Source organism: Bacillus sp. LH1 (assembly GCF_057924895.1).
This window is the reverse complement of sequence record NZ_CM175007.1, coordinates 5354364-5369490: the sequence shown is the minus strand read 5'-3', so window position 1 is coordinate 5369490 and position 15127 is coordinate 5354364. Positions and strand designations below refer to the sequence as shown.

Annotated in this window: 18 protein-coding genes; 17 read left to right on the top strand and 1 reads right to left on the bottom strand. The window is 35.4% G+C overall.

Annotated features, from left to right (window positions below; translation table 11 throughout):
• Positions 1-564 precede the first annotated feature (564 nt).
• From rpmH to spo0J, 10 genes are all read left to right on the top strand, one after another.
• On the top strand, positions 565-699 hold the full coding sequence (rpmH, locus tag ACX9TM_RS27700; RefSeq protein ID WP_000831901.1) for a 50S ribosomal protein L34: 135 nt from the start codon (positions 565-567) through the stop codon (positions 697-699).
• 76 nt (positions 700-775) lie between these two features.
• A complete protein-coding gene (rnpA, locus tag ACX9TM_RS27695; protein ID WP_000726619.1) occupies positions 776-1123 on the top strand; it encodes a ribonuclease P protein component in 348 nt (115 codons plus the stop codon).
• A 52-nt stretch (positions 1124-1175) separates the two neighbouring features.
• The gene (spoIIIJ, locus tag ACX9TM_RS27690; RefSeq protein WP_000727734.1) at positions 1176-1952 is read left to right on the top strand and encodes a YidC family membrane integrase SpoIIIJ; all 777 of its coding nucleotides are present in this window, start codon (positions 1176-1178) and stop codon (positions 1950-1952) included.
• Positions 1949-2566: an RNA-binding cell elongation regulator Jag/EloR gene (gene jag, locus ACX9TM_RS27685; RefSeq protein WP_000111516.1), complete on the top strand. Its 618-nt coding sequence runs from the start codon at positions 1949-1951 to the stop codon at positions 2564-2566. The genes spoIIIJ and jag overlap by 4 nt, the downstream gene beginning before the upstream one ends.
• A gap of 226 nt (positions 2567-2792) precedes the next feature.
• Positions 2793-4169: a tRNA uridine-5-carboxymethylaminomethyl(34) synthesis GTPase MnmE gene (gene mnmE / locus ACX9TM_RS27680; protein ID WP_065381948.1), complete on the top strand. Its 1377-nt coding sequence runs from the start codon at positions 2793-2795 to the stop codon at positions 4167-4169.
• Positions 4170-4215: 46 nt separating this feature from the next.
• Positions 4216-6105: a tRNA uridine-5-carboxymethylaminomethyl(34) synthesis enzyme MnmG gene (mnmG, locus tag ACX9TM_RS27675; RefSeq protein WP_000541031.1), complete on the top strand. Its 1890-nt coding sequence runs from the start codon at positions 4216-4218 to the stop codon at positions 6103-6105.
• A 21-nt stretch (positions 6106-6126) separates the two neighbouring features.
• Positions 6127-6846, top strand: a complete 720-nt coding sequence (gene rsmG, locus ACX9TM_RS27670) for a 16S rRNA (guanine(527)-N(7))-methyltransferase RsmG (RefSeq protein ID WP_001019628.1) — start codon at positions 6127-6129, stop codon at positions 6844-6846.
• A gap of 105 nt (positions 6847-6951) precedes the next feature.
• Positions 6952-7824 carry a nucleoid occlusion protein gene (gene noc, locus ACX9TM_RS27665; RefSeq protein ID WP_000799016.1) on the top strand — a complete coding sequence of 291 codons (873 nt, stop codon included), beginning with the start codon at positions 6952-6954 and terminating at the stop codon, positions 7822-7824.
• Positions 7825-8014: 190 nt separating this feature from the next.
• Positions 8015-8776 (top strand): sporulation initiation inhibitor protein Soj, encoded by a 762-nt coding sequence (soj, locus tag ACX9TM_RS27660; protein ID WP_000516114.1) that lies wholly within the window; start codon positions 8015-8017, stop codon positions 8774-8776.
• Positions 8769-9620 carry a stage 0 sporulation protein Spo0J gene (spo0J, locus tag ACX9TM_RS27655; protein ID WP_001051832.1) on the top strand — a complete coding sequence of 284 codons (852 nt, stop codon included), beginning with the start codon at positions 8769-8771 and terminating at the stop codon, positions 9618-9620. The genes soj and spo0J overlap by 8 nt, the downstream gene beginning before the upstream one ends.
• Before the next feature lie 20 nt (positions 9621-9640).
• Here spo0J and yyaC read toward each other — a convergent pair whose 3' ends face one another.
• Positions 9641-10237 carry a spore protease YyaC gene (yyaC, locus tag ACX9TM_RS27650; RefSeq protein ID WP_001020714.1) on the bottom strand — a complete coding sequence of 199 codons (597 nt, stop codon included), beginning with the start codon at positions 10235-10237 and terminating at the stop codon, positions 9641-9643.
• Positions 10238-10496: 259 nt separating this feature from the next.
• On the opposite strand from yyaC, the gene ACX9TM_RS27645 reads away from it, so the two are divergent.
• The 7 genes from ACX9TM_RS27645 (at position 10497) to ACX9TM_RS27615 (ending at position 15127) form a co-directional block, all read left to right on the top strand.
• Positions 10497-11378: a mechanosensitive ion channel family protein gene (locus ACX9TM_RS27645; protein ID WP_000364814.1), complete on the top strand. Its 882-nt coding sequence runs from the start codon at positions 10497-10499 to the stop codon at positions 11376-11378.
• Positions 11379-11398: 20 nt separating this feature from the next.
• Positions 11399-11596 (top strand): DUF951 domain-containing protein, encoded by a 198-nt coding sequence (locus ACX9TM_RS27640; RefSeq protein ID WP_000435485.1) that lies wholly within the window; start codon positions 11399-11401, stop codon positions 11594-11596.
• Positions 11597-11711: 115 nt separating this feature from the next.
• On the top strand, positions 11712-12812 hold the full coding sequence (ychF, locus tag ACX9TM_RS27635) for a redox-regulated ATPase YchF (RefSeq protein WP_000524657.1): 1101 nt from the start codon (positions 11712-11714) through the stop codon (positions 12810-12812).
• Positions 12813-13003: 191 nt separating this feature from the next.
• On the top strand, positions 13004-13294 hold the full coding sequence (gene rpsF / locus ACX9TM_RS27630) for a 30S ribosomal protein S6 (RefSeq protein WP_001233778.1): 291 nt from the start codon (positions 13004-13006) through the stop codon (positions 13292-13294).
• 26 nt (positions 13295-13320) lie between these two features.
• Positions 13321-13833: a single-stranded DNA-binding protein gene (gene ssb / locus ACX9TM_RS27625; RefSeq protein WP_000981966.1), complete on the top strand. Its 513-nt coding sequence runs from the start codon at positions 13321-13323 to the stop codon at positions 13831-13833.
• Positions 13834-13878: 45 nt separating this feature from the next.
• Complete coding sequence (gene rpsR, locus ACX9TM_RS27620; RefSeq protein WP_000918873.1) at positions 13879-14112, top strand: 30S ribosomal protein S18; 234 nt, start codon at positions 13879-13881, stop codon at positions 14110-14112.
• Positions 14113-14191: 79 nt separating this feature from the next.
• Entirely contained in the window at positions 14192-15127 is a 936-nt protein-coding gene (locus tag ACX9TM_RS27615) for a YybS family protein (RefSeq protein WP_000814840.1), read from the top strand.

The following is a 15127-nucleotide window of genomic DNA, read 5'->3' as shown; positions in this document are numbered from 1 at the left end:
AGGTGTCCCTCCTTTACTAAGTTGGTAAAAGAATAAGGTTGCGCAACAAATGTACAACCTAATAAATATAAAATGTATATTTATACGAAACGTATTTTAAAACCTAAAAACGTCGTTTGTATATGAGATAGGGTTTTCGACAAAAAAAGCAAATGTGGACAACTATTTACCCACATGTGATTAAAACTGTCCACATGTTATACACAAATTGTGGATAAGATAAAGATGTGGAAAACTTATTCAAAGTGAAAACACAACTATAATATCAAAAAAAAGTGGCTATAGCAATGAATTTAAGAAAGTTATCCACAAAATCAATACCTTGTGGAATAAACTTGTCCACAACACGATATACTGTGTAAAAGTGCGAAAAAAGTTTGTGGATATAAAAAGCGCGAAAAAATATTTATCCACAAGGAAATATAGGTGCTGTGAAAAAGTATGTGAATAGGTTCAAAATGAATATTTGATGAAAATTTCTAGAACCATTGACATTTTCCTAGTTAATTAACTATAATTTATAGGACTGTCTTTAACAGATATTCCTCAGGGAGGTGTCATATAATGAAAAGAACTTACCAACCAAATAAACGTAAGCGCAGCAAAGTACATGGTTTCCGCAGCCGTATGAGCACAGCGAACGGACGTAAAGTGCTAGCAGCTCGTCGTCGTAAAGGAAGAAAAGTATTATCTGCGTAGACCACTGATCGTTCAGTGGTCTTTTTTTCTAATAATAGTGAATTTCCGCTGATGAAATACAGGAGTGTCAATTGATATGAAGAAAAAACATCGTATAAAGAAGAATGATGAATTCCAGGCGGTTTTTCAAAAAGGAAAATCAAATGCAAATCGTCAGTTTGTTGTATACCAATTAGATAAAGAAGAACAGCCAAACTTTCGCATCGGCCTTTCTGTTAGCAAGAAAATAGGAAATGCAGTAGTTCGTAATCGAATTAAGCGCATGGTCCGTCAGGCTATTACAGAGTTAAAAGATGAGATAGCTTCTGGAAAAGATTTTGTTATAATAGCAAGGAAGCCTTGTGCAGAGATGACATATGAAGAAGTAAAGAAAAGCTTAATTCATGTCTTTAAACGCTCTGGTATGAAAAGAATAAAAAAGTAGCGTAAGGAAATGAATTACACTATATACATACCGATACAAGGAGGAGTAGGCTTTGAAAAAGAAATTAGGTTTACTAGCCATGCTTATTGCATTAATGGCGATTACTGCTGGCTGTAGTGAAGTAAATCAGCCAATTACACCAAAAAGCACTGGAATTTGGAATGAATACTTCGTATACCCGCTTTCTCAGTTAATCACGTATTTTGCAAACTTATTTAACAGTAATTATGGTTTAGCAATTGTTGTTACGACTCTTATCATTCGTTTTGCGTTATTACCATTAATGATTAAACAAACGAAGAGTACGAAAGCGATGCAAGCGTTACAACCGGAAATGGTGAAGTTAAAAGAGAAATATAGCTCTAAAGATCAAGCGACACAGCAAAAACTGCAGCAAGAAATGATGCAGTTATACCAAAAAAATGGTGTAAATCCATTAGCTGGTTGTTTACCAATCTTTATTCAAATGCCAATTCTGTTCGCTTTTTATCATGCAATTATGAGAACAGCTGAAATTAAACAACATAGTTTCTTATGGTTCGATTTAGGACATGCAGACCCGTTCTATATCTTACCAGTCGTTGCAGCAATTACGACATTTATTCAGCAAAAGCTTGCAATGGCAGGAACAGCTGGTCAAAATCCACAAATGGCAATGATGCTTTGGCTTATGCCGATTATGATTTTAATCTTTGCAATTAACTTCCCAGCTGCATTATCACTTTACTGGGTTGTTGGTAATATCTTTGGTATTGCTCAAATGTACTTTATTAAAGGGCCAGAGATTAAGGCTAGTAAGGCTGGTAAGGCTGGAGGCTCAAGCAAGTGAGTGTAATTACTGCTAAAGGACAAACAGTCGAGCTGGCAGTAGAGGATGCTTTAAGGCAATTAAATACATCAAAAGATCGAGTAGATATAAATATTGTCGATGAGGGTAAAAGGGGATTCTTAGGTTTATTTGGGAATCGCCCTGCAGTAGTAGAAGTTGTATTGAAGAAAGATCCAATTCAAGAATGTGAAGAATATTTAAGAAATGTTATTCACGATATGGGTGTGGAAGTCGAGATTAGTAAAATTGTAAAAGGACGCGAAATCGAATTTACAATTTCTGGTGATAATGTAGGTGTTTTAATTGGTAAAAGAGGTAATACATTGAACTCTTTACAGTATTTAACAAAACTTGTCGCGAATCGTAACACGAAGCAGTATATCGGTATTACACTAGATGCTGAAAATTATCGTAGTAAAAGAAAAAGTACGTTAGAATCACTTTCTTATCGATTAGCGAAACAAGTATTTAATACGAAAAAAAGAGTTATTTTAGAACCAATGCCATCTTTTGAACGAAAAATTATTCATCAGGCATTATCAAATCATCAAGGTATCAATACAACTTCTGAAGGAAATGAACCACATCGGCATGTTGTAATATCTCCTAAATGACCGGTTGCTCAAATGAGTGCCGGTTTTTTTGAGCGGAAAATAGATGTGGATAACTAAAAAACACTAAACTTATCCACTGTGAATAAGTTTAGTGTTTTTTACATGGGGATATAATAAAATGAGTTATTCTTCTTTTGTAGATAGGTTCGTTATGGTATCCTAATAATTTAGTGAAAGAAATAATCATGTTGAAATAGAGATAAATAAGCAAGTGAGGTGAAAGGACATGGAATTTGATACAATTGCTGCGATTTCCACAGCGCTTGGAGAGGGTGCAATTGCCATTGTTCGAGTAAGTGGGGATGATGCGGTTGAGAAAGTTGATCGTATTTTTAAGGGGAAGGATTTAACAAAGGTTCCTTCTCACACTATTCATTATGGTCATATTGTTGATTTAGATACAAATCAAGTTATTGAAGAAGTTATGGTGTCTATTATGCGCGCACCAAGGACTTTTACACGTGAAAATATAGTGGAAATTAACTGTCACGGTGGACTTGTTTCAGTAAATAAAGTATTGCAACTTATTCTAGCACAAGGAGTACGATTGGCAGAACCGGGCGAATTTACAAAACGTGCTTTTTTAAATGGACGTATCGACTTATCACAAGCAGAAGCTGTTATGGATTTGATTCGAGCAAAAACAGATCGTGCGATGAATGTAGCAATTAATCAAATGGAAGGGCGATTATCTAAATTAATTGGTCTTTTGCGTCAAGAAATATTAGAAACATTAGCTCATGTTGAGGTAAATATAGATTATCCAGAATACGATGATGTAGAAGAGATGACACATAATATTTTAATTGAGAAAGCGATGCATGTTCGTTCGGAAATCGAAAAAATATTAGAAACATCAAAACAGGGGAAAATTTTACGTGAAGGTATTGCTACAGCAATTATCGGTAGACCTAACGTTGGGAAATCATCGTTATTAAATAGTCTTGTTCAGGAGAAAAAGGCAATTGTAACTGATATTGCAGGAACAACTCGTGATGTTATTGAAGAGTACGTTAACGTGCGTGGTGTACCTCTTAAACTTATAGATACAGCCGGTATTCGGGAGACAGAAGATGTTGTTGAACGAATTGGTGTGGAACGTTCAAAAGAAATGATGAGCCAAGCGGATTTAGTATTAGTTGTTGTCAACTATAGCGAGGCTTTAACAAATGAGGATGAAGATCTATTCCGTGCGGTACAAGGAAAAGACTTTATTGTTATTGTGAATAAGACTGATTTACCGCAAGCGATTGATATGGAACGTATTACAGAGTTAGCCGCGGGAAATCGTATTATTACAACATCCTTAATTGAGGAACAAGGAATAGATGAACTCGAAAAGGCAATAGCTGATTTATTCTTTGAAGGAACAATCGATTCTGCAGATATGACATATGTTTCTAATGCGAGACATATTGGATTATTAACACAAGCAGGAAAAACAATCGGTGATGCAGTTGAGGCGATTGAAAATGGTGTACCAATTGATATGGTACAAATTGATTTAACAAGAACGTGGGAAATACTTGGTGAAATTACTGGGGACACAGTGCATGAAAGCTTAATTGACCAGTTGTTCTCTCAATTTTGTTTAGGAAAATAATATAGTGAAGTTGTAGAAAGATAGAGATTATTAGGAGGAATAAACAATGGGATACAATGCCGGTTCATACGATGTCATAGTAATCGGTGCAGGTCATGCAGGATGTGAAGCTGGTCTTGCGGCAGCACGAATGGGCTCAAAAACATTAATGTTAACAATTAATTTGGATATGGTAGCATTCATGCCATGTAACCCTTCTGTTGGTGGACCAGCAAAAGGGATTGTTGTTCGTGAAATTGATGCATTAGGCGGAGAAATGGGACGTAATATTGATAAAACTCATATTCAAATGCGTATGCTAAATACAGGTAAGGGACCAGCCGTACGTGCACTTCGAGCGCAAGCTGATAAATTCGCTTACCAACATGAATTAAAGAAAACAATTGAAGAAACACCAAACTTAACGTTGTTCCAAGGAATGGTAGAGCGTTTAATCGTTGAAGAAGGTGTATGTAAAGGGGTAGTTACACAAGCTGGTGCAGAATATACAGCAAAAACCGTTGTAATTACAACTGGAACATTTTTACGCGGCGAGATTATCATGGGCGACTTAAAATATTCAAGCGGTCCAAATAATCAGCAACCGTCTATTACATTATCTGAGCATTTAGAGGAACTTGGATTTGATCTTGTTAGATTTAAAACAGGGACACCTCCGCGTGTAAACAGTAATACAATTGACTACAGTAAAACAGAAATTCAACCAGGTGATGATAAGCCACGTGCGTTCTCTTTTGAAACAACGAAATTTATTATGGATCAAATTCCATGTTGGTTGACATATACAAGTACAGAAACACACCGTTTAATAGATGAAAATTTACATCGTTCAGCTATGTATTCTGGTATGATTAAAGGAACAGGCCCTAGATATTGTCCTTCTATTGAAGACAAAGTAGTAAGATTTAATGATAAACCACGTCATCAAATTTTCTTAGAGCCAGAAGGGCGTAATACACAAGAAGTATATGTACAAGGTTTATCCACAAGCTTACCAGAAGATGTACAACGTGACATGCTTAGAACAATTCCAGGCCTAGAAAATGTTGAAATGATGCGTACAGGTTATGCAATTGAATATGATGCAATTGTGCCAACACAACTATGGCCAACACTTGAAACGAAAAAGATTAAAAATTTATATACAGCAGGACAAATTAATGGAACTTCTGGTTACGAAGAGGCGGCCGGACAAGGGCTTATGGCTGGAATTAATGCAGCATGCCGTTCTTTAGGTAAAAAAGAAGTTGTTTTAGGTCGCGAGGATGCTTATATTGGCGTCTTAATTGATGATCTTGTAACGAAAGGTACAAATGAACCATATCGTTTATTAACGTCTCGTGCAGAATACCGTCTATTATTACGCCACGATAATGCTGATCTTCGTTTAACTGAAGTTGGTCGTGAAATTGGATTAATTAAAGAAGAGCGCTATGAGCGATTTACAAATAAAAAATTACAAATTGAACAGGAAAAGGAACGTTTAAGCAGCATTATTATTAAACCACGTCCTGAAGTTCAAGAATTAATTCGCAATATTGGCGGAAGTGAATTGAAAGATGGAATACGTGCAAGTGACTTATTACGTCGTCCAGAGATGACATATGAGCATATTCATCTTTTAGTACCAAGTGAAGTAGAATTAAGTGATGAAGTTAAAGAACAAGTTGAAATTCAGATTAAGTATGAAGGGTATATTGAAAAATCTTTACAGCAAGTAGAGCGTATGAAGAAAATGGAGAGTAAAAAAATCCCTGTAGATATTGATTATGATGCGATTTCTAGCCTTGCTTCAGAAGCTAGACAGAAATTGAAAGATGTTCGTCCACTTTCAATGGGGCAGGCTTCACGTATTTCTGGCGTAAATCCAGCGGATATTTCCATTTTACTTGTGTATATAGAACAAGGAAAAATTGCACGCGTATCGAACCAATAAATAGTAAGGAGATATTGCTAGATGAACATAGAACAATTTCAATCTATGCTAGAAGAGAAGGGAATCACCCTCTCTTCTAGACAGTTAGAGCAGTTCAAAATCTACTTTGAAACATTAGTAGAGTGGAATGAAAAAATGAACTTAACGGCTATTACAGAAAAAGAAGAAGTATATTTAAAACACTTTTTTGATTCCATTACAGCTGCTTTTTATTATGATTTTTCAAAACCATTCTCAATTTGTGATGTTGGTGCAGGGGCTGGATTCCCAAGTATTCCTTTAAAAATTTGTTTCCCGCACTTAAAAGTAACAATTGTAGATTCATTGCAAAAACGTATTAATTTCTTAAATCACTTAGCCCAAAAGTTAGAATTAAGTGATGTTGCATTTTGTCACGATCGTGCTGAAACATTTGGGAAAAAAGAAGGTGTACGTGAATCATACGATATTGTAATGGCACGTGCAGTTGCGCGTCTTTCTGTATTAAGTGAGCTATGTTTACCACTTGTAAAAGTTGGAGGAACATTCATTGCAATGAAAGGTGCAGCAGCAAACGAAGAAATTGAAAATGGCAAGTATGCTTTAGAGGTGCTAGGCGGAGAGTTGAAAGAGATGTCTACGTTCCAATTGCCATTTGAAGAGAGTGAACGTAATATTTTATTAATCGAGAAAAAGCGCAAGACACCAAAGAAATATCCACGCAAACCGGGAACACCCAATAAATTACCTATTGAAAAATAAATCTTATTAGACGTAAGATTAAATTATATAAATGAAAACGTAAATGTTTCATAGGAAACATTTTATGGAGAATAGTCAATAGGCCTAAAAGGTGGTGGAATATGTATGAAAAATACGTTTTCTCGTTTATTTGGCTTTGGAGATAAAGAGAGCGAATTCGAATTACAAGACGAAAGCCATGAAGAGATAGATAAAAAGGTATATGAAGAAATACAAGAAATTCCGATAGTAAATATTACCCCTAACCGTTATCAACCAAGAACAGTTTTTGATGATGCGCGTATTGATGAGCTAGCATTAACAATTCGTACACATGGACTTATTCAACCGATTGTTGTAAGGCAATATGAGGATGATAAGTACGAGATTATTGCTGGAGAAAGACGTTTTCGCGCGGCAACAAAGTTAGGTTGGGAAAAGGTTCCTGCAATTATAAAGAATTTAAATGATACAGAGACAGCTTCTGTAGCTTTAATTGAAAACTTGCAACGTGAGGAACTAACGGCAATCGAGGAAGCTGTGGCATATCAAAAGCTGATTGAGTTACATAATTTAACACAAGAAGCATTGGCACAAAGACTTGGAAAAGGACAATCTACAATCGCAAATAAGTTGCGCTTGTTAAAGTTGCCTGAAGAAATAAAAAGTGCATTATTAGAAAAAAGCATTACAGAACGTCATGCCCGCGCTCTCATTCCTTTAAAAAATGAGGAATTACAACTGAAGGTTTTACAGGAAATTGTTGAGAAACAACTAAATGTAAAGCAAACAGAAGAACGAATTGCGAAGTTACTAGAGGAAGCGAAACCGAAGCGTAAGGCAAAGCAAAAAGCAGTAAGTCGAGATACGAGGATTGCTATGAATACAATTAGACAATCTTTACAAATGGTTACTGAAAGTGGTTTGAATGTTAATTCTGAGGAAGAAGAATTTGATGAGTACTATCAAATTACAATTAAAATTCCAAAGAAAAAATAATAATGACGTGCTAGAGACCTTATCCTATTGGAGAGGTCTCTTTTACTATATTTTCTTGTTAAATGAAGAAGGAGTTTAGAAATAAATTTTGAAGTTTAATAAAGGACGTAAAAGAAAAAGTTTTATTTCATGTTACAATAAACGTAATTGTTACTAGAATAAGATAGAAAGGTTGAAAGTAGGTGACATCATGGGAAAAATCATTGCTATTGCTAATCAAAAAGGCGGTGTTGGAAAAACAACAACATCTGTTAATTTAGGGGCTGGATTGGCGCAAGTAGGTAAAAAAGTCCTTCTTGTAGATATTGATGCTCAAGGAAATGCAACGACTGGTGTGGGAATTGAAAAATCTGAATTAGATCAATGTATTTACAACGTTCTTGTGGAAGATGCAGATGTTCAAGGGGTTATACAGAAAACCGCAACTGAAAACTTAGATGTTCTACCCGCTACAATTCAATTGGCTGGTGCTGAAATTGAATTGGTACCGACTATTTCCCGGGAAGTACGTTTGCAAAGAGCATTACAGCCAGTTCGTGATGAATATGACTATATTATTATCGACTGTCCCCCATCTTTAGGGTTATTAACGATTAATGCATTAACAGCAGCAGATTCTGTTATTATTCCTGTACAGTGTGAATATTACGCACTAGAAGGGTTAAGTCAGCTATTAAATACAGTTCGACTTGTACAAAAACATTTAAATAAAAATTTAGCAATTCAAGGTGTATTGTTAACAATGTTGGATGCCCGTACAAATTTAGGGATTCAAGTTATAGATGAAGTGAAAAAGTATTTTAGGGATAAAGTATATCGCTCGATTATTCCGCGTAATGTACGCTTGAGCGAGGCTCCAAGTCATGGGAAACCTATTATGCAGTATGACGCTAAATCAAGAGGAGCAGAAGTGTATATAGATTTAGCAGAGGAAGTGATTGCAGGTGGCTAAAGGATTAGGAAGAGGAATTAATGTGTTTTTTCCTGATTTAGATGTGAAAGAAGAGGAAACAATTCAGGAGATTCTTGTAACTGAATTAAGGCCGAATCCATATCAACCGCGTAAACACTTTAATAAAGAGGCGATTCAGGAATTAGCAATTTCGATTAAGGAACACGGTATTCTACAACCATTAATTGCTAGGAAGAGTATTAAAGGATATGAAATTGTTGCAGGTGAAAGACGATTTCGTGCTGCAAAAGAGGCTGGTTTAGAAAAAGTACCTGCGGTTGTAAGACAATTAACTGAACAGCAAATGATGGAATTTGCTTTGTTAGAAAACTTACAACGAGAAGATTTAAATCCTATGGAAGAGGCAATGGCATACCAGATGTTAATGAATGAGCTAAATGTAACGCAAGAACAATTAGCGAAACGTCTTGGTAAAAGCAGACCTTACATTGCAAATTATACTCGGTTATTAAGCCTACCTTCTTTCGTACAAGATATGATTGCAAATGGTCAACTTTCAATGGCTCATGGGAGAACTTTACTTACGATAAAAGATGAAGAACAATTGAAGTCCTTATTGAAACGCATTGAAAAAGAAGGATTAAATGTTCGTCAATTAGAGAAAATTGTCCAAGAGATTAATCAACACGTTTCACGTGAAACAAAAAAAGTGAAAAAAGAGCGAAATATATTTTTCGTAGAACGTGAAACGTTCTTAAGAGAAAAGTTTGGCACAGATGTGAAAATTAAAGAGACGAAAAAAGAAAAAGGTAAAATCGAAATTGAATTTTTTAATAAAGAAGATTTAAATCGTATTTTAGAACTATTAGCACAGAAAAATTAAAAAGCAAACCATCTTATTATTTATAGATGGTTTGCTTTTTTTAATGCGGATAATTTTTGATCCGTCTCTTTTATACTTTTTGCGATTACATCAGCCATTTTCATGACTAAACTTAATCTTGTATTTTGAAGAACGAAAAACTCCATAAACCCATTTAGATTGACGATACCGTGTATGTGCAAATCACCAACTGCAGGTAATTTCTTATTCATAGCAGCTCCAGGTTTACTAGGTCCCTTTCCAGTAGTGATTGATCCGATATTTTGGGACTTTCCTAAACATGCATCAACAGCAATTATAAATGCAGTAGGATATTCTTTCTGTATATTCTGGATTTTCTCTTCTAAATTTAGCGCATGTACTGGCTCATCTAGTGTACCGAATACTTGGAGGTTTTGGATGTCTATTTGTTCAAGTTTTGTACCAACTAATGGGCCGAGTGCGTCACCTGTAGAGCGATCTGTGCCGATACAAACGAGAATGAGTGGTATATTAGTTTTAATAGGAATATGGGTAAGTAAGAAATTACTGATTATCTCAGAGGCTTCTAGATCTTGGTGCATAACGTTTTGAGTTTCTTTCTCAAAAAATGGTAAGCGAAAACTTCCAATATTCATGAAGCACCCATCCTTTTAATAAATTTTCAATATATGTTATATGGTGAGGAAAATGGAAAGTTATAAGTGCGTAATTTTTGCAAAATGTGAATGAAAACGGAAATAATAGTACTAGTATATATATATTCGTTCCATTTTATACCTGGATGTCGGGGATAAAATAGGATTAAAATCATAAAATTTTTTCAGCAATTAGGGGACTTCTGATACAATAATAAGGGTAACTAAAAAGAAATTTTAGCTAGAGAGGTAGAGGTACATGGATTTATTAGCGAAGTGGTTTAATTCTATGAAACAGTATTTATTAGATGCTGATCGTTGGGCTCATATTGGAGTGGCGACATTAAAAATATGTATTATTTTAACAATTGGTGCAGTTGTTGTGCGAATTGCAAGGGCGGTTGTACGAAATGCGTTTCGTATGGGGAGTCGTTCTCCAATTCAAATTTCAGAACGTCGTACAGTTACAGTAGCGAAATTACTTGAAAATATTGTAGCGTACGTTGTTATGTTCATTATGCTAATTGCGATTTTAGGTGTGTTTGATATTAATGCATCAGGTTTATTAGCGGGTGCTGGGGTAATTGGTTTAGCAGTCGGATTTGGTGCTCAAAGTTTAGTGAAAGACGTTATTACAGGTTTATTTATTTTGTTAGAAGATCAGTTTTCAGTTGGCGATTATGTTAAAATCGGTCAATTTGAAGGAGTCGTTTTAGAAATTGGACTTCGTACAACGAAAGTAAAGAGTTGGACAGGTGAAATTCATACTTTACCAAATGGAAGTATTATTCAAGTTACTAACTACTCAGTTAGTAATAGTGTAGCGTTTGTTGATGTATCTATTTCATATGAGGCTGATATTGCGAAAGCAGAGCAAGTTATTGAAGATTTATTAGTAGAATTACCTTCAAAGTACGAAAAAATGGTAACAACACCTCAATTATTAGGTGTGCAAACATTAGCTGCATCAGAAGTTATATTACGTGTTATTGCTGAAGTAGAACCGATGCAACATGCAGTTATTGCAAGGGCACTTCGTAAAGAGATTAAAAATCGTCTTGATTTACATGGAATTGAAATTCCATATCCACGTATGGTTTTATATAATCGTGAAGAATTAGTTAGTGGAAAAGCAATTTAGTATGGAGAGGAGTTTGGAGAATGGAGCAAAAGGAATATAACTTGTATGATGTTGTGGAAATGAAGAAAGCCCATCCATGTGGCGAGAATCGTTGGAAAATTATTCGTATGGGAATGGATATCCGCATTAAGTGCGAGGGGTGTGACCATTCAGTAATGATTCCTCGAAGAGAGTTTGATCGTAAGGTGAAAAAAATACTTGTGAAGCACGAAGAATAGAGGGAGAGTAACAGTTACAGTAGGTAACTGTTACTTTTTTTCGTTTGGCGGAAACTTGTCATTTTTTTCGTTACTATCTATAATGATGAAAGATTGAGACATAGGAGTGAAAAATATGGGATTAACGGCTGGGATTGTTGGATTACCTAACGTAGGGAAGTCCACTTTATTTAATGCAATTACACAAGCAGGAGCAGAATCTGCGAACTATCCATTCTGTACAATTGATCCAAACGTAGGGATTGTAGAAGTACCAGATGAGCGTTTAAATAAATTAACGGAATTAGTAGAACCGAAAAAGACTGTTCCGACTGTATTCGAGTTTACTGATATTGCAGGTATCGTAAAAGGTGCTAGTAAAGGTGAAGGTTTAGGAAATAAATTCTTATCTCACATTCGTCAAGTAGATGCAATTTGCCAAGTTGTTCGTTGTTTTGAAGACGAAAATATTACGCACGTTTCAGGGAAAGTAGATCCAATTGATGATATTGAAACAATCAATTTAGAGCTAATTTTAGCGGATTTAGAGTCTGTTGATAAGCGTATCGAGCGTGTTGCGAAATTAGCAAGACAAAAAGATAAAGAAGCGGTATATGAGCATGAAATTTTAGTTCGTTTAAAAGAAGCTTTTGAAGAGGGAAAACCAGCTCGTACTGTTGAATTTACAGAAGAGCAGATGAAGATTGTTAAAGGCCTTCATTTACTTACAACAAAAGAAATGTTATACGTAGCGAATGTAAGTGAAGACGATATTATCGATCCTTCGGAAAATAAATACGTACAAATGGTAAAAGAATTTGCAGCAAATGAAAATTCTCAAGTAATCGTTGTATGTGCAAAAATTGAATCAGAAATCGCTGAATTAGACGAAGAAGAGAAAAAAGTATTCCTTGAAGAATTAGGAATTGAAGAGTCTGGTTTAGATCAATTAATTCGTGCAGCATATGACCTATTAGGACTTGCTACGTACTTTACAGCTGGCGTTCAAGAAGTACGTGCTTGGACATTTAAACAAGGAATGAAGGCACCACAATGTGCTGGTGTTATTCATACAGACTTTGAGCGTGGATTTATTCGTGCAGAAACAGTTTCTTACGATGATTTAATGACAAACGGTTCTATGACAGCTGCAAAAGAAGCTGGAAAAGTACGTTTAGAAGGAAAAGAATATATCGTAAAAGACGGAGATGTTATGCACTTCCGTTTTAACGTTTAATTTAATATTTCCTAGGAAAAATAAAGATATGAACTTGGCAAATATATTATATGTTTGCCAAGTTTTTTATGTATTGGTGAGTTGATTCATATAACTTACTATGATATAATCTAAACTCGTGAGTAATTACTATAAATTAATTGCTCCTTGCCCATTACGGGCCGTTTAGACCAAAAGGAGGTGAAAGTGTAATGAGAAAGTACGAAATTATGTACATCATTCGTCCTGGCGTTGAAGAAGAAGCTCAAAAAGCTTTAGTTGAACGTTTTGCAGGTGTTTTAACAAACAATGGTGCAGAAATCATTAACACGAAAGAGTGGGGTAAGCGTCGTTTAGCTTACGAAATCAACGACTTACGTGAAGGTTTCTACATGATCTTAAACGTGAAATCTAACGCAGAAGCGATTAACGAATTCGACCGTTTAGCTAAGATCAACGAAGACATCCTTCGTCATATCGTTGTTAAAGAAGAAGAAAAATAATTGATATATAAGGGAGAGTGGTTCGATTGATGAATCGTGTTATCCTCGTTGGTCGTTTAACTAAGGACCCTGACTTACGTTACACGCCCAATGGTGTCGCAGTAGCTACTTTTACGTTAGCTGTGAATCGCGCATTTGCCAATCAGCAAGGTGAGCGTGAAGCTGACTTTATTAATTGTGTAATATGGCGTAAACAAGCAGAAAACGTAGCAAATTATTTGAAAAAAGGTAGCTTAGCAGGCGTAGATGGGCGTCTTCAAACTCGTAATTACGAGGGACAAGATGGTAAACGTGTATACGTAACAGAAGTTCTTGCGGAAAGCGTGCAATTTTTAGAGCCGCGTAATGGCGGTGGGGAGCAACGTGGTTCATTTAATCAGCAACCATCAGGAGCTGGTTTCGGTAACCAAGGCTCTAACCCATTTGGTCAATCTAGTAATTCAGGTAACCAAGGTAACTCTGGATTTACGAAGAATGACGATCCATTTTCAAATGTAGGTCAACCGATCGACATTTCCGACGACGATTTACCGTTCTAATACAGTAAATTTGTTAGTTTTAACAAAGAATGGAGGGAAATAGACATGGCAGGACGCAAAGGTGGACGTGCGAAACGTCGTAAGGTGTGTTTCTTCACAGCTAACGGCATCACTCGCATTGACTATAAAGATGTTGATTTATTAAAACGTTTCGTTTCTGAGCGTGGTAAAATTTTACCTCGTCGTGTAACAGGAACAAGCGCAAAATACCAACGTAAACTTACAGTTGCAATTAAACGTGCTCGTCAAATGGCACTTTTACCATATGTTGGTGAATAATAGCGTATGAAATGCACAGTAGAGTCGGACTCTACTGTGCATTTTGCTATGCTTTTCTTTTTGAAAGAGAGGTTAAAATGTGAAACAAACAAAGTTTATTACAGAAGGTGCAGCATTATTAGCTATATATGCAATTTTATTGCTTATATCTATGTATGTTCCGATTTTGGGTACAGTTGTAACTTTTGCGTTGCCGTTACCATTTATACTATTAATGATAAGACATAAACTATCTAATGTGCTCGTGGTTTTTGTAGCAGCACTTTTTGTTACTATTATTGTGAGCCAACCGCTGAATTTAGTGAAGACAATTATGTTTGGATTGATAGGGATTGTTTTAGGATATATGTATAAAACAAGAAAAAAGCCAGTTGAAATCTTAATAGCGGGGACGCTTGCATACTTAATTGGTTTTGTACTTATTTATGTTGCGAGTATAAAGTTTTTCAACATAGATATAATGAAGCAAATGCAAAGTATGTTTAGTGAAAGTATGGCGAAAAGCGAAAAGATAGTAAGTGCTACAGGTATGCCGATTAGTAAGGAACAAAAAGAGCTACTTGCACAAATGAATGATATATTACAATCGTTACTTCCAAGTATACTTGTGCTAGTTTCAGTATGTTTTTCTTGGATTACAGTGATAATATCAGGTAGTGTTTTGAAAAAGTTAAAACATGAAGTTATATCTTGGCCTAAATTTAAAGATATACAATTACCAAAGAGTATCATTTGGTATTACGTTATATTTATTTTGTTAGCAACTTTTATAAAAGTAGAACCAACATCATATTTACATATGGTATTTTCTAACCTAAATGTCATATTTGCGCTATTGCTTGTACTGCAAGGTCTGACATTTATCGCCTTTTTAGCGTATAGAAAAGGTTTTACTAAAGGGGTTCCTATTATTAGTTTTATTGCATGCATGTTTATTCCGATGCTGTTTCCTCTTGTGACAATCTTAGGTATAATTGACTTAGGGATTTCATTGCGTTCTAAAATAGGGGGATAA

Bases quoted from the DNA above. Each gene is read 5' to 3' on its own strand.
- rpmH (WP_000831901.1), top strand. From the start codon at position 565: ATGAAAAGAACTTACCAACCAAATAAACGTAAGCGCAGCAAAGTACAT.
- rnpA (WP_000726619.1), top strand. From the start codon at position 776: ATGAAGAAAAAACATCGTATAAAGAAGAATGATGAATTCCAGGCGGTT.
- mnmE (WP_065381948.1), top strand. From the start codon at position 2,793: ATGGAATTTGATACAATTGCTGCGATTTCCACAGCGCTTGGAGAGGGT.
- mnmG (WP_000541031.1), top strand. From the start codon at position 4,216: ATGGGATACAATGCCGGTTCATACGATGTCATAGTAATCGGTGCAGGT.
- rsmG (WP_001019628.1), top strand. From the start codon at position 6,127: ATGAACATAGAACAATTTCAATCTATGCTAGAAGAGAAGGGAATCACC.
- noc (WP_000799016.1), top strand. From the start codon at position 6,952: ATGAAAAATACGTTTTCTCGTTTATTTGGCTTTGGAGATAAAGAGAGC.
- soj (WP_000516114.1), top strand. From the start codon at position 8,015: ATGGGAAAAATCATTGCTATTGCTAATCAAAAAGGCGGTGTTGGAAAA.
- yyaC (WP_001020714.1), bottom strand. From the start codon at position 10,237: ATGAATATTGGAAGTTTTCGCTTACCATTTTTTGAGAAAGAAACTCAA.
- ACX9TM_RS27645 (WP_000364814.1), top strand. From the start codon at position 10,497: ATGGATTTATTAGCGAAGTGGTTTAATTCTATGAAACAGTATTTATTA.
- ACX9TM_RS27640 (WP_000435485.1), top strand. From the start codon at position 11,399: ATGGAGCAAAAGGAATATAACTTGTATGATGTTGTGGAAATGAAGAAA.
- ychF (WP_000524657.1), top strand. From the start codon at position 11,712: ATGGGATTAACGGCTGGGATTGTTGGATTACCTAACGTAGGGAAGTCC.
- rpsF (WP_001233778.1), top strand. From the start codon at position 13,004: ATGAGAAAGTACGAAATTATGTACATCATTCGTCCTGGCGTTGAAGAA.
- rpsR (WP_000918873.1), top strand. From the start codon at position 13,879: ATGGCAGGACGCAAAGGTGGACGTGCGAAACGTCGTAAGGTGTGTTTC.